Source organism: Roseateles sp. GW821-FHT03B02 (genome assembly GCF_059421025.1).
The window spans coordinates 308967-322340 of the sequence record NZ_JBWKUV010000003.1; the positions used below are offsets into that span (position 1 = coordinate 308967).

13 protein-coding genes are annotated in these 13374 nt (G+C 72.1%); 6 read left to right on the forward strand and 7 right to left on the reverse strand.

Annotated elements, in window-relative coordinates:
- Positions 1-74: 74 nt before the first annotated feature.
- Entirely contained in the window at positions 75-1301 is a 1227-nt protein-coding gene (locus AC07VX_RS11180) for an ISL3 family transposase (RefSeq protein ID WP_493164800.1), read from the forward strand.
- A gap of 129 nt (positions 1302-1430) precedes the next feature.
- Here the strand turns inward: AC07VX_RS11180 and AC07VX_RS11185 are convergent, their stop codons facing one another.
- The 4 genes from AC07VX_RS11185 to AC07VX_RS11200 form a co-directional block, all read right to left on the reverse strand.
- A complete protein-coding gene (locus tag AC07VX_RS11185) occupies positions 1431-2333 on the reverse strand; it encodes a S66 peptidase family protein (protein ID WP_493164801.1) in 903 nt (300 codons plus the stop codon).
- Positions 2312-3418 carry a serine hydrolase gene (locus AC07VX_RS11190; RefSeq protein ID WP_493164802.1) on the reverse strand — a complete coding sequence of 369 codons (1107 nt, stop codon included), beginning with the start codon at positions 3416-3418 and terminating at the stop codon, positions 2312-2314. The genes AC07VX_RS11185 and AC07VX_RS11190 overlap by 22 nt, the downstream gene beginning before the upstream one ends.
- Entirely contained in the window at positions 3415-4659 is a 1245-nt protein-coding gene (locus tag AC07VX_RS11195; RefSeq protein ID WP_493164803.1) for a D-amino acid dehydrogenase, read from the reverse strand. The genes AC07VX_RS11190 and AC07VX_RS11195 overlap by 4 nt, the downstream gene beginning before the upstream one ends.
- A gap of 116 nt (positions 4660-4775) precedes the next feature.
- Positions 4776-5972, reverse strand: a complete 1197-nt coding sequence (locus AC07VX_RS11200) for an amino acid aminotransferase (RefSeq protein WP_493164804.1) — start codon at positions 5970-5972, stop codon at positions 4776-4778.
- A gap of 142 nt (positions 5973-6114) precedes the next feature.
- On the opposite strand from AC07VX_RS11200, the gene AC07VX_RS11205 reads away from it, so the two are divergent.
- Genes AC07VX_RS11205 through AC07VX_RS11215 form a run of 3 tightly spaced genes read left to right on the forward strand, consistent with a single transcriptional unit; the run spans position 6115 to position 9174 of the window.
- On the forward strand, positions 6115-7170 hold the full coding sequence (locus tag AC07VX_RS11205; RefSeq protein WP_493164805.1) for a PEP-CTERM sorting domain-containing protein: 1056 nt from the start codon (positions 6115-6117) through the stop codon (positions 7168-7170).
- Between the two features lie 20 nt (positions 7171-7190).
- Complete coding sequence (locus AC07VX_RS11210) at positions 7191-7850, forward strand: response regulator (protein WP_493164806.1); 660 nt, start codon at positions 7191-7193, stop codon at positions 7848-7850.
- Positions 7840-9174 carry a sensor histidine kinase gene (locus AC07VX_RS11215; protein ID WP_493164807.1) on the forward strand — a complete coding sequence of 445 codons (1335 nt, stop codon included), beginning with the start codon at positions 7840-7842 and terminating at the stop codon, positions 9172-9174. Before AC07VX_RS11210 ends, AC07VX_RS11215 begins: the two co-directional genes overlap by 11 nt.
- Here the strand turns inward: AC07VX_RS11215 and AC07VX_RS11220 are convergent.
- Positions 9166-10272 carry a DUF2332 family protein gene (locus AC07VX_RS11220; protein WP_493164808.1) on the reverse strand — a complete coding sequence of 369 codons (1107 nt, stop codon included), beginning with the start codon at positions 10270-10272 and terminating at the stop codon, positions 9166-9168. The genes AC07VX_RS11215 and AC07VX_RS11220 overlap by 9 nt on opposite strands.
- 57 nt (positions 10273-10329) lie before the next feature.
- Here AC07VX_RS11220 and AC07VX_RS11225 point away from each other — a divergent pair, with 57 nt between their 5' ends.
- Positions 10330-10989 carry a Crp/Fnr family transcriptional regulator gene (locus AC07VX_RS11225; RefSeq protein ID WP_493164809.1) on the forward strand — a complete coding sequence of 220 codons (660 nt, stop codon included), beginning with the start codon at positions 10330-10332 and terminating at the stop codon, positions 10987-10989.
- A gap of 13 nt (positions 10990-11002) precedes the next feature.
- On the opposite strand, the gene AC07VX_RS11230 is transcribed toward AC07VX_RS11225, so the two are convergent.
- Together AC07VX_RS11230 and AC07VX_RS11235 are read right to left on the reverse strand one after the other, a co-directional pair.
- Positions 11003-11737 (reverse strand): substrate-binding periplasmic protein, encoded by a 735-nt coding sequence (locus tag AC07VX_RS11230; RefSeq protein ID WP_493164810.1) that lies wholly within the window; start codon positions 11735-11737, stop codon positions 11003-11005.
- Between the two features lie 19 nt (positions 11738-11756).
- Positions 11757-12245 carry a glutathione peroxidase gene (locus AC07VX_RS11235; RefSeq protein WP_493164811.1) on the reverse strand — a complete coding sequence of 163 codons (489 nt, stop codon included), beginning with the start codon at positions 12243-12245 and terminating at the stop codon, positions 11757-11759.
- A 160-nt stretch (positions 12246-12405) separates the two neighbouring features.
- Between AC07VX_RS11235 and AC07VX_RS11240 the strand changes: the two genes are divergently transcribed.
- Positions 12406-13371 carry a hypothetical protein gene (locus tag AC07VX_RS11240; RefSeq protein ID WP_493164812.1) on the forward strand — a complete coding sequence of 322 codons (966 nt, stop codon included), beginning with the start codon at positions 12406-12408 and terminating at the stop codon, positions 13369-13371.
- The last annotated feature ends 3 nt before the right edge of the window (positions 13372-13374 follow it).

Genomic DNA, 13374 nt, shown 5'->3' on the forward strand with positions numbered 1-13374 from the left:
GACCAATAGGACGCGGCCTGGTGCCACACCTGCTAAGTTGAAGTTGTCGAGACTCAGCTTTGCAGGGGGCAGCCATGGCCGCATCCCAGTGTATTTCCCGCCTTGGAGCCTGGGAAGGCTATGAGATTGAGAGCGATGATGACGTACGCCGCGCCGGCTTGAGCTGGTGCGTCATACGCCTGCGTTCCATCAAGTCGGCGAGGCACTGTTGCAGCGGGTGCGGCGAGTGGGTCGCAGCGGTTCACGATCTGCAAGAGCGGCGGGTGCGGGACTTACCTATCTTCGGCATTCCGATTGAGCTGGTCGTGCCGCGGGTGCGCGTGCTTTGCCCGCGCTGTGGTCCCAAGCTGGAACAGCTCTCTTGGCTGGAGCCCTATGCGCGGGTTACGGTGCGTTTGGCCGACAGCGTGGCCCAGCTGTGCAAGCTAATGTCGATCCGCCATGTGGCGCAGTTCTATGGGCTGGCCTGGACGACGGTCAAACGCATCGACAAACGTCATCTGGAGCGCGAACTGGGTCCGGTCGACCTTCAAGGTGTTCGCGTGATCGCGATGGACGAGTTCGCGATCCACAAGGGCCACCGCTACGCCACGGTCATCGTCGAGCCCTACCGCAAGCGCGTGCTGTGGCTGGGCCTGGGACGGGGACGAGCGGATGTGCGTCCGTTCTTCGAACTGTTGGGAACTGAAGGCCGAGCTGCGCTGCAGGCTGTCGCGATGGACATGAACGCCGGCTACGCGCTGCAAGTGCAGGCGCAGTGTCCCAATGCGGAGATCGTCTACGACCTGTTCCACGTCGTGGCCAAGTACGGTCGCCAGGTCGTCGACCGGGTTCGCGTCGATGAGGCCAACCGTCTGCGGCAAGACAAACCGGCACGCAAGCTGGTCAAGAGTGCGCGTTGGCTGTTGGCGCGCAACGCCGAGAACGTGACTCGGCCCGAAGACCGGATCCGGCTGCGCGAGTTGCTCGCCATAAACAAAGCGCTCTTCACCGTCTACGTGATGAAGGACGATCTCAAGTCGCTCTGGGACTACCGCCACAGCGGCTACGCCGAGCGCTTCTGGAAGCAGTGGCACCACCGCGCAATGAGCAGTCGCATCGAACCCCTCAAGGCCTTCGCCCGCAGTCTCAAGAACTACTTACCTGGGATCCTCTCGCACTGTCGCTGGCCGCTCGGAACGAACTTGGTGGAGGGCATCAACAACAAGATCAAGGTCATCAAACGTATGGCCTACGGCTATCGCGACGACGACTACTTCTTCCTCAAGATCCGTGCAGCGTTCCCCGGAGATCGGCGATGAACCTTCTTTTTTGCCGGGCGTGGCGCGTTGTGCCTCGCGGCGGCCCCACCGGCGCGAGGCACGACATGCCTGACGGCGCGTTCTCGCCCCCCTCGTCTTCGCCGGCTTCGCAGTCGAGAGGCCGGTGTTTCAGATGAGGGTCAGCGTGCCCGCCGCCGCATCCATCTCGGCCATGACGCCCAGCGGCAGCGGCCGGTTGGGCTGGCCGTGGCCCGAGGGCCAGCCGGCCAGCACCGGGCACCGCAGGCGGGGCAGATGGTCGGCCAGCACGGCGTCCGGCGATTCGGCACCGCTGAAGCTGCCGACCAGCAGGCCGGCGATGCGGTCCAGCGCGCCGGCCAGGCGCAGCTGGCTCAGCATGCGGTCCACGCGGTAGGGCTCCTCGCTGATGTCCTCGACGAAGAGCAGCGCGCCATCCGCCGCGGGCAGATACGGCGTGCCGAGCAGCGCGCAGAACATCGCGAGGTTGCCGCCGATCAGCCGGCCGCGCGCCGCACCACCATGGCTGAGGGCATGCGGCGCGGCCTGGCCGACGACGTCACCCGCGCGCCAGCCGCGGGCCAGGCGGTCGAACAGCGCGTCGGTGTCGGGCCGGGCGCCGGGCAGGCCCCAGTCGCTGGCCGGCATCGGCGCGTGCAGCGACGGAATGCCGGCGCGGGTGCGCAGCGCGTGCAGCACGGTCAGGTCGCTGTAGCCGATCAGCAGCCTGGGGCTCGACGACAGCAAGGCAAGGTCGATGCCGTCGAGCAGCCGGATGCAGCCCGAGCCGCCGCGCAGCGCGAGCACGGCGTCGAACCGCGGATCGCCGAAAGCGACGTGAACGTCAGCCAGGCGCACGGCGTCCGGCGCGGCGAGAAAGTCCAGCGGCGGCGGCCCGAAGCAGCTCGGCAACAGCGTGGGCACGTAGCCGCGCTCGCGCAGCCAGCTTTCGACGGGATCGATCCGCCCCGGCTTGGGCGGCCCGGCCGGGGCGATGACGGCGATGCCGGCACCCGGGCGCAGCGGCGGGATCAGGAATTCGACTTCAGCCATGCATGAACAGCGCCGCCCAGGGCCGGCAGCTTCCAGGTGGTCGAGGCCTCGGGATGCGGTGCGTAGCGGCTGCCGAGGCTGGTGATCACGGCGATCAGGTAGTGCAGTTCGCCGTCGTGCACGATGCCGGCGTCGCTGCCGTAGTTCTGCGTGTTGCCGGTCTTGTGCGCGAAACGAGCCGGGGGCGACGGGATGCCCGGCCCCCAGCCGGGCAGCGCGCGCAGCGATTCGCTGCTGAGGTTGTGGTGCAGCTTCTGCGCGTCCAGCGCACGGCGGATGACGTCGCGGCTGGCGGGGCTGACGAGGGCCGCCGCATTGCCGGCGAGGGCGGGCGCGTCGACATCCAGCCGCCACATCAGCCGCAGTGCGTCCCAGGCCGTCATCTGGATCTGCCCCACGCCCGAGCCCGCCGCATTGCCCCAGCCGCCGTCGGGCTGGGTGTTGGCGATCATCAGGCCTGGCAAGCCGTGGGCGGCGAACAGCGCGTGCATCTCGTTGTGCACCTCGCGGCCCCCTTCGCGCCGGACGGCGCCGCGCGCGTGCAGGTGAGCCACCAGCGCCGAGGTGGCCTCGTTGCTGCTGATCGTGATCATGTCGAACAGCCAGTCGCCGACCGGCCGCGTCTGGCCGGCGTGGGCCAGCGGCAGCGCCCAGTCGCTGCGGCCGCCGTCCACCAGCAGCCCCACGCCGACGGCCACCATCGTCTTCAGCAGCGAGGCCGGATACGGTGCGACGAAACGCGGGCCCTGGCCGAACCAGTGCGGGAATTCGATGCGCGACCAGTCCGCGCCGGGCAGCCAGGCGCAGGAGTCGCCCGCGGCGTCGCGCACGTCGGCGTGGAAGCCGATGTCGGCGACGGCACCGAACTCGCCGTCGAAGCGGGCCACAAGGCCTTGCGGGTGCTCGCGCGAGAACAGCACGTTGGCGCCCACCGGTGCCGCACCGCGCGGGAACACGACGACGGCCAGGTCGATGCCCGGATGCCAGCCCAGCGGCGCGCCGCCCTGAAGCTTGTCGGGCGTGGTCTCGAAGCGCTGCGCCAGCACGGCCGCGCGAAGCGCCTCGGCGAGATCGTCGGCCGTCACAGCGTCAGTCCGTCCAGCGGCAGGGGGCTGGCCCGGCCGCTGACGAGCTCGGCCACGATGTTGGCCGTCGCGAAGGAGAAGGTGAAGCCCAGCGCGCCATGGCCGACATTGAGCCACAGCCCGGGCACGCCGCTGGCGCCGAGGATGGGTGCGCCGCTGGGCGTGGCGGGTCGCAGCCCGGCCCAGGGCACGGCGCGGTCGTAGTCGGCGGCGTTCGGGAAGGTGGCGCGCACGGAGCGCTGCAGCGAGGCGAGGCGCCCCGCGTCCAGGCTGTCGTCGTCGCCGACGAGGTCCACCATGGCGGCCACGCGCAGCTCGCTGCCGATGCGGGCGTAGAGGATCTTCTTCTCGAAGTCCGTCACGCTGACCTCGGGCGGGCGGTGCGCGCCGTTGATGGGCGCGGTGAGGCTGTAGCCCTTGAGAGGGTAGATGGGCAGCTCGACGCCGGCGCCGGCCGCGAGCGCGCGGCTGTGCAGGCCGGCGGCGAGGATGACGGCATCGGCTGCGACCTCGCCCTCGGCCGTGCGCACGCCGGTCACGCGGCCCTGGACATCGCGCACAAAGCCCTGCACCGGCGCACCCAGCCGGCCGCGGAATCCCGCGTGCTGGAGCAGCCGCGCGTGCAGCTCGGCGCAGAAGGCGTGGCAGTCGGCCACCGCCTCGCCGGGCGTGAAGATGCCGCCGGCCAGCGTGGATCGGGTGTCGGCCAGCGCGGGCTCCAGCGCCACGCAGTCGTCATGCGACAGGGCCTGCTCGACGCCGCTTCCCCGTACGCGCGCAGCCACCCGGGCGAACTCGGCCGGCTTGCGGTAGACGACGAGCTTGCCCGGCGTGCGCAGCGCGATGGCATCGCCCAGCCGGGCCTCGGCCTGCAGCCGCGCGAACGAGGCCTGGCTGTAGGCCCCCAGGGCCAGCAGGCGCTCGGTGGCGCGGCGGTTGACCGGCCCGCGGCAATTGCGCAGGAAGGCGATCAGCCAGGACCACTGCGCCCAGCGCGCCTCGGGCGTGAAGCGCAGCGGGCCGTCGGGGTCGAGTAGCCAGCGCAGCGCCTTCAGCGGCACGCCGGCATCGGCCAGCGGCGAGACGTAGCGGTAACTGAGCTGGCCGCCGTTGGCGCGGCTGGCGCCCCGGGCCACCTCGGGCTCGCGCTCCACCAGCGTCACGCCATGGCCCCGCTCCAGCAGCGCCCAGGCGGTGGTCAAGCCCACCACGCCACCGCCGATCACCACGCAATGCTTCATCCTGCCCCTGGGCCATGTCACCAGCCGGCAGGGTAAGGAGGGTGGGCAGCCGCTGCCAATGAAAGCGGCGGCTGCGGCCATCACCGGGCGTTATGGCGCCCGGTCTTTCCTAGGGGTCAACCCGCCAGCACAGCGGCCATGGCCTCGGCCGTGGCTTCGACGTTGCGCGTGTTCAGGCCGGCCACGCACATGCGCCCCGAGCGCAGGATATAGACGCCGAACTCGGCCTTCAGCCGCTCGGCCTGCTCCGCCGTGAGGCCGGTGTAGCTGAACATGCCGCGCTGGGTCAGGAAGTAGTCGAAGTTGCGGCCCGGCAGCTTGGCGACGAGCACGCGGTGCAGTTCGCGGCGCATGGACTGGATGCGCTCGCGCATCTCGGCCACCTCGGCCTCCCACATCGCGCGCAGCCTGGGGTCGGTCAGCACCTTGGCAACGATCTGGCCGCCGTGCATGGGCGGGTTGGAGTAGTTGCGGCGGATCATGAACTTCATCTGGCCCAGCACGCGCGCGGCCTGGTCGGCGTCGGGGCAGACGACGCTCAGGGCGCCGCAGCGCTCGCCGTACAGGCTCATGCTCTTGGAGAAGCTGTTGGCGATGAGGAAGGCCAGGCCCGCGTCGGCCAGCAGGCGCGGCGCGAAGGCGTCTTCCTCGATGCCGTCGCCATAGCCCTGGTAGGCCAGGTCCAGGAAGGGCAGCAGCTGGCGCTCGCGGATGACGGGCACGAGCGCGCGCCACTGGTCGGGCGTCAGGTCCACGCCGGTGGGGTTGTGGCAGCAGGCGTGCATCAGCACGACGCTGCGCGCCGGCAGGGCCTTGAAGCAGGCCAGCAGGTCATCGAAGCGCACGCCCCCGGTGGCGGGGTCGTAGTAGGGGTAGGTCTCGCAGACATGGCCCGAGCCCTCGAAGACAGCGCGGTGGTTGTCCCAGGTCGGATCGGACAGGTAGATCTTGCTGTCGGGGAAGTAGCGCTTGAGCAGGTCGGCGCCCACCTTGAGGCCGCCGCTGGAGCCCACGCCCTGGATGGTGGCGATGCGGCCGGCGGCGATGGCGGGGTGGTCGGCGCCGAACAGCAGGGCCTGCACGGCGCTGCGGAAGTTGGCCGCGCCCTCCATCGGCAGGTAGGGACGCGGGCCGGCGGCCTCGACAACGGCCAGCTCGGCAGCGCGCACCGACGCCAGCATCGGGATGCGGCCTTCGTTGTCGAAGTAGATGCCGATGGACAGGTTGATCTTGCCGGCGCGGGGGTCCTTCTGGAAGGCCTCGTTGAGGCTCAGGATGGGATCGCCTGCGTAGGCATCGACGTGCTGGAACATGGTGATGGGCGGGTCAGCGTTGGAAGCCCGGATTATCGGCAGGGCGGCGCCGTCCCCCGAGCCCGGGACAGCAGCAGGCCGGTTCAGCTTGGGTTCACGTCGGCGCGCGAGGCTGGTCGTCCCGCCGTTTGAGGAGACCCGCATGCATCCCACCCGCGCCTTGGCCGCCCTGCTGCTCGCCCCGCTGCTGGCGCCCGCCCAGGTCATCGGCACCCTCGGCAACTTCGATGTCGTCAACAACACCGGCCAGGAGGCGCACGGCTTCGAGATCGAGCTCGAAGGCCTGCACCTGTCCGACATCACCGACACCTTCGGCGGCCCCGGCCGCGGCTTCCCGAGCACGGTCGAGCGCTACGGCGCACCGGTGCTGAGCGCCTACACCAACGGCGCCCTGTTCGGCGTGCGCGTGACCTACCAGGCCAGCTTCGCCGCCGGCGTCTGGAGCACCGGCACGCCCAGCGGCGTGTTCAGCACGCCCGGCGAGAGCTGCTGGAGCGGCGGCAACATCGCCTACGGCCCCACCACGCCCTGCGACCATTTCGGCGTCGGCCACGTTGGCAGCCCGACCAAGACGACCTACAGCTGGCTGGTCGCGTCCGGCCCCGGCGTGCTGATGCCGCTGGTCGCCGCGTTGCCGGCGCCGCAGTGGCAGGTCACGCCGTCGCCGGTGATCGGGGCGCCGCCGGTGGTCGTCGCGCGCATCCAGGCGCCCGCGCCGCCGGAGACGCCCGAGCCGCAGTTCGGCACGCCGATGTGGGTCAAGGTCTATTCGACCGAGCTGGAGGACAAGGTCGGCCTGGAGGATCTGATGGGCGAGAACGCCAAGGTCGGCCAGGCCAGGCAGCACACCGAGATCGAGTGGCAGCTGCTGCAGACCGACCCCGGCAACCCGGCCGCCGGTGCGCTGGAGAACGGCGGCGCCGCCGAGGTCGGCGCGGGCAAGGAGGCCGTGCTGCGCCGCTACGAGTTCTATGCCTACACCGGCGCCTTCGACCCCGCGAACCACGAGGCCAAGCCGCTGCTCGGCGACAGCCACCCGGACGCCGGCGAGATTGGCGACTTCCTCGGCGCCCAGAACGTGGCGCTGAACCTGAACGGCAACCCGGTGGCCGCCGTACCCGAGGCGCCCTCCGCCGGCCTGATGGCCCTGGGACTCGGCGCGCTGGCGGCCTGGCGCCGGCGTCAGCTTCGCGGCTGACTCGGGCGCGATGATGGGCCATGCCCATCCTGCTGGTCGAAGATGACGAGGTGCTGGGCCAGGCCGTGCGCGACAGCCTCGCGCGCGCCGGGCGCCAACCGCACTGGTGCCGCAACGCCGCTGCGGCACGCGCCTGGGCCATGCAGGCGCCGGCCAGCCTCATCGTGCTGCTGGACCTGGGCCTGCCCGACGCGGATGGCCTGGCTCTGCTGAGCGAGTGGCGTGCGGCCGGCCACACCTGGCCCGTGCTGGTGCTGACGGCGCGCGACGCCGTCAGCGAGCGGGTGCGCGGCCTGCGCGCCGGCGCCGACGACTACCTCGTCAAGCCCTTCGACCTGCAGGAACTGCTCGCCCGCGTCGACGCCCTGGCGCGGCGCCAGCCGGCCCGCGCGCTGCTGCACTTGCGCGGCGGGCTGGAGCTGGACCTGGGCCGGCGCCGCCTGCTGCGCGGCGGCGAGGCGGTCGACCTGACAGCGATGGAATGGGCGGTGCTGGCCGCGCTGGCCGGCTCGCCCGGGCGCATCGTCGAGCGCGACCGGCTGGAGGCCTGGACCGAGCCGGTGCAGAAGCAGGACAGCCAGAGCAACACACTGGAGGTCATCGTCTCGCGGCTGCGCCGCAAGCTCGGTGCCGACCACATCAGCACCCACCGCGGCCTGGGCTACCGCTTTGAACCCTGACGCCACGCCCAGCTGGCGGCTGGAGGCGCGGCTGCGCCGCCAGGTCGCGCTGCTGTGGCTGGGGCTGTGGCTGCTGGGCAGCGGCGCGGCGCTGTGGGCGGTGCGCGAGGAAACCGACGAGGTGCTGGACGACGCCCTGGTCGAGACCGGCCAGCATCTCGCCGCCCTGCCGCCGGCCGCCTTCGTGCTGGCCGCGCGTGACCCGGCGACGCTGGCGCCGCAGGGCTTCGGCCGCCATCAGGAGCATGTGGTCTACCAGGTCTTCGACCGCAACGGCCGGGTGCTGCTGCGCTCCCACCTGGCGCCGGGCGAGCCGCTGGCGTCTGCGGCAGCGGCCGGCATCGTCGAGCATGGCGACTGGCGCGTCGCCGTCGTCGACGGCAGTGGCAGCCGCGTCCTCGTCGCCGAGACGCTGGCCCACCGCCGCGAGGTCGTGTGGGAAGCCTGCCTGTGGCTGCTGATGCCGCTCGCGCTTGCCCTGCCGCTGGCCACCTGGGGCCTGCATCTGCTGCTGCGGCGGGCTTTCCGCTCGCTGCAACCGGCGCTGCGCGAACTGCGCGAGGGCAGCGCGCCGGTGCCGCTGGGCGGCGTGCCGGCCGAGTTGCAGCCGCTACTGCAGGCGGCCGATGCGATGCGCGAGCGCCTGCAGCAGCTGGTGCTGGCCGAGCGCGAGAGCGCCGGCCATCTGGCGCATGAGCTGCGCACGCCGCTGGCCGCGGCCCGCGCCCAGGCCCAGCTGCTGCAGGCCGACTGGCCGGCGGGCCATGCCGGCCTGCCGCGCCTGCTGGCACTGATCGGCCAGCTCGACCGCATGGAGCGCCTGGCGACACGGCTGCTGCAGCTGGCCCGCGTGGAAGCCGGCGTGGCCCTGCACCGCGAGGCGGTCGACCCCGCCTGGCTGGCCCGGCTGGTGCTCGACGAGCTGCACAGCGAGCGCGGCACCGCGCGGGCCCGGCTGATCGTCGACACGCCGCCACCACCGCCCTGGCAGGCCGATCTCGACGCCCTCGGCATCGCGCTGCGCAACCTGGTCGAGAACGGCCTGCGCCACGGCGGGCCAGAGGCCCGGGTCGAGGTCCGGGTCGGCGTGGGACGCATCGACGTCGAGGACGACGGGCCGGGCCTGGCCGCGCCCGCCCTCGATCACCTGCGCCAAGCCCTGGCAGGGCCGCGCCGGCCACCCGAGCGTCTGGAGGGCCACCTCGGCCTGCGCCTGGCGCAGCGCATCGCCGAGCAGTCGGGCGCACGGCTGGAGCTGGCCTCGCCGACGGCCGGCGCGCGGGGCTTCCGGGCCAGCCTCGTTCAGCGCGGCGACTCAGCCTGACCAGGCCACCCAGCGCCCGTGCGGATGGCTCCAGCCCAAGGCATGCTCGAAGACGCGGCCGGCCGCGCGCCGGCGCAGCGTCCACAGCGTCGCCGATGCCGCGGATTCGCCGGCGGGCAGCGCGGGCAGCGATGGCGGCTCAGGATCCCGGGCGCTGAGGGCCGGCAGTTCGCCGCAGACCCAGGCCAGCCCATGGCTCAGAGCCAGCCGGTCGACCGTGGCGCGCAGCCGGGCCAGTTCGGCGGCGCTCAGGTAGTACAGCACCCAGCTCGTCAGCAGCACCGGCTGCACGCCGCGGGGCAGGCCCGCCAGCCAGGGCTCGATGGCGGCGGTGCAATCCGCGGACTGCTCGATGCGGACCGGCAGCTCGCGCAGACGGGCCGCCGCCCGGGCCAGGCGCTCGCGGCGGGCGCCGTCCTGCGGCCACAGGCAGGCCTGCAGCCAGCGCAGGCCGGCGGGGTCGTCGATGTCGACGGGCGCCGGATCCAGCCCGTGGCGCAGCGCCAGCTCCCAGTCGGCCTGCGGCGGCGCGGCGTCGCCCAGCCACAGCGCATCGACCTCCGCCGCCCGGCCGTCGCGGGCCGCGCCGCGGTCGTGGCAGACGCCGTCGCGGCTGCGATAGCGCAGCGCGAGCCGGTCCACACCGAGGTTAAGGCCGGCGCTGCAGCCGAAGTCCAGCAGGGCCAGGCGCTGCGCGCCGGTCGCGCGGGCGGCCACGCCCAGCGCCGGCCACAGCGCGGCGCCGCGTGCGACCTCGTTGGTCTGGGTCGCGCCCTGGCGCAGATGCCGCACCAGCGTCTCCCATTCGCGCGCCAGGCAGGCCGACAGCGCGGTGGCCAGGCCGGCGTCCGCCGGGCGGTCGCCGCCGGCGCTGGGGTAGTAGGTCGCCAGCTCGGGCGCAGCGCCGGCCAGCACGCGTTCGTGCAGCGCGGCCAGCAGCAGGTTGGCCTTGCGCTGCTCGGGCGGTGCCTCGCCCAGCAGGGCCAGCGCGCGGCCGTCTGCCGCGGCCGCTTCGCACAGCGCGGCATAGAGCGGTTCCTGGCGGCTTTCCTCGCGGCCGAAGCGACGCAGCAGCTCGGCAAGATCGGTGGTGTCCATGGCGCCAGCTTAGGCCGGGCCGGCCACCGCCTGTGTCGGCCAGCCGACAATGCGGCCATGCCCGTCGACCCGGCCCTGCAGCGCGTCTTCGATACCCATTTCCCCGGCATCGCGCTGCCGGCCGACATCGCCGCCGTCATCGCGCGGCGGTGCCTGGCCGACGGGCGCAGTCTGTTCGTGCAGGGCCAGCGGACGACCGCCTTCTATGCCGTCGCGGCCGGCGAGTTCGAGACGCGCTTCACCGGCGCGGACGGCACGGTCTCGGTCATCGAGAACGTCGGTCCGCCACGGCTGTTCGGCCTCGCCGCCTTCGCGGCCGGGCAGCCGGCGGAGTACGAGGCCGTGGCGCGCGGTGCCAGCGAGGTGCTGGTGTTCGGCCGCGAGGCCTATCGGCGGCTGATGGACGAGGTGCCCGGCTTCGCCCGCGCGCTGCTGACCGAGTTCGCGCGCCGCTACGACGGCACGCTACGCCTGCTGCAGGCGGCCCGCCACCAGGGGGCGGCGGAGCGCTTCGCGCTGGCGCTGGCCCAGCTGGCCCGCGAGCGCGGCCGTCCGGCCGGCGACGGCTGGCTGGAGGTGGCGGCGACCCAGGCCGAGCTGGCGCGGCTGGCCCATGTGTCGCGGCAGACGGCCAACGAGCTGTTGGCCACGGCCGAGGCGACCGGCCAGGTCAGGCGCGGCCGGGGCCGCTGGCTGTGGCGGCCGCAGGCGGTGTGACGGCCGCCGCCAGCTAACGGTAGCGCGCGAGGATGGCCTGCCAGCTGCCGTCCTCGCGCATGGACTGGAAGGCCTGCTCCAGTTCCGCCTGGCGCGCCAGCCAGGGCGAGCGGCGCGACAGCACGACGTGCGACAGCTCGCCGGGCAGCCGCCAGGGCTGCTTGACCAGGCCCATCGGGGTCTCCTTCAGCAGCAGGTCGCCCTGGCGCTCGGGCAGCACGGCCACGTCCACGCGGCCCCGGGCCACCATCTCCAGGGCGCTCCGGTAGTCGTTGACCTCGGTCAGCGCCAGCTGCGGGTTGCCGTGCAGGATGGCGCCATAGCGCTTGCCGCGCTGGGCCACGATGCGCCGGCCGAGCAGGTCCTCCAGTCGGCGCACCGGCGCCGCCTGGGGCAGGGTGTAGAAAGCCTTGTCCTCGGCCGGCAGCTGGATCTGGCCGTAGCTCAGGAAGGTCTCGCGCTCCGGCGTGCGCAGCGGCCCCATCATCAGGTCGGCCTCGCCCACCTCCATCATGCGCAGCGCCCGCGCCGACGGCACCTCCTGGTAGCGCACCGGCCAGCCCAGGCGACGCGCGGCCTCGTTGAGCAGCTCGTAGTAGAGGCCGCCCGCGCCATCGGGCCGGAACAGCCGGTAGGGCGGGTCGGCACTCCCCACCACCCGCAACACACGGGGCTGGGCCAGCAGGGGCGGATACCCGATCAGCAGCGGCAGCAGCAGGCAGCCGCGCCGGGTGGAGATCAAGCCCATCGAGCGTGCGGACGCGGCCTCAGGAAGCCAGCGCCGCCTCGATGTCACCGCGCAGCTTCTCCGGCGGGTCGTTGGGCGCGTAGCGCTTGATGACCTGGCCATCGCGGCCGATGAGGAACTTGGTGAAGTTCCACTTGATCGCCTCGGTGCCGAGGAAGCCCGGCTTCTCGCTCTTCAGGAACTTCCACAGCGGATGCGCCTCGGCACCGTTGACCTTGATCTTGGCCATCATCGGGAAGCTGACGCCGTAGTTCAGCTCGCAAAAGGACGCGATCTGGTCGTTGCTGCCCGGGTCCTGGCCGCCGAATTCGTTGCTCGGGAAGCCGATGACGACCAGGCCCTTGGGGCCGTAGTCCTCCCAGAGCTGCTCCAGGCCCTTGAACTGCGGCGTGAAACCGCATTCGCTGGCCGTGTTGACGACGAGCAGCACCTTGCCGCGCTGCGAGGCCAGGTCGGCCGGCTCGCCGCGGATGGAGACGGCCTGGAAGTCGAAGACGCTTTCGCTCATGGGTGCTCCCTAGAAAGGCGGCCACCATGCTAACGCCGGCGCTCCGAGGGTTTGTAGCATGGCGGCCGGCGCGCGGCTGGCCTTCCAATCGCGCGAACTCAGCGAAGCCGCCATCCCGGGGCTCGGCTTCCGGTCAGCAACTTCGGATCACCCACGTTTCATGGATCACCTGGCTTGCTTCACCCCGGCAGATCTCGCCGGACGCACCCCGCCCGATTTCGGCGCTTTTCGCTGGAAGCTGCTGGCGCAGGGGGATTCATGGTTCTCCAACGCCCGCGCCAAGCTCAACGCCCACGCCAACCTGCTACAGGAACTGGTCTTCAAGTCCGCCACGGCGGCCGTGAACTGCGCAGGCACCGGCAATGCGCTCTCGCACATGGTGGACCTGGAGTCCAGCCCCGACTTCGTGCGCCTGCTGGCCGGCCCGGACGCGCCGGCCTGGGACGGCGTGCTGCTGTCCGTCGGCGGCAATGACCTGATCGCCGCCGCGCGCACGCCGGCGCAGAACTGGAACGGCGAGCCCATCCCGCTGGAGCTGCGCCTGCTGCGCCGCCAGACCGAATGGGGCCCGCCGTCGGCCGGCGTCGCACGCTATTTCTCGGAGCCCGGCTGGGCGACCTATTCCGACTACCTGCGCGCCAACGTCAAGCATCTGCTGAGCCTGCGCAACCAGGGCCCATCGGCGGGCAAGCCCGTCTTCATGCACTGCTATGCCGTGCCCATGCCGCGCCCGGCGGGCGCCGAGGGCGGCGACGACCTGGGCGCCAGCGGCCCCTGGCTCTTCCCGGCGCTGAAGGCCTACGGCGTACCGAGCGCCGACTGGGCGGCAGTGAGCCGGCTGATGGTCTTCCACCTGGCCCAGCTGCTCAAGGGCATGGCGGCCGACAAGGAGGTCTTCCCCGGCCTCTTCGTCTTCGACTCGACGGCCGTGCCTCTGGCGCTGGCCGCGCCGGGCTCCACCGGCATCAGCGGCGACTGGCACAACGAGATCCACCTCAACCACAGCGGCTGCTTCAAGATCGCACGCGCCTGGAGCGAGCACATCGAGATGGTGCTGGAAGGCAAGCACCTGATCCCAGTCCCCACCGGCCGCAAGGGCCGCGGCAGCAGCTCATCCAGCAGCTGAGCT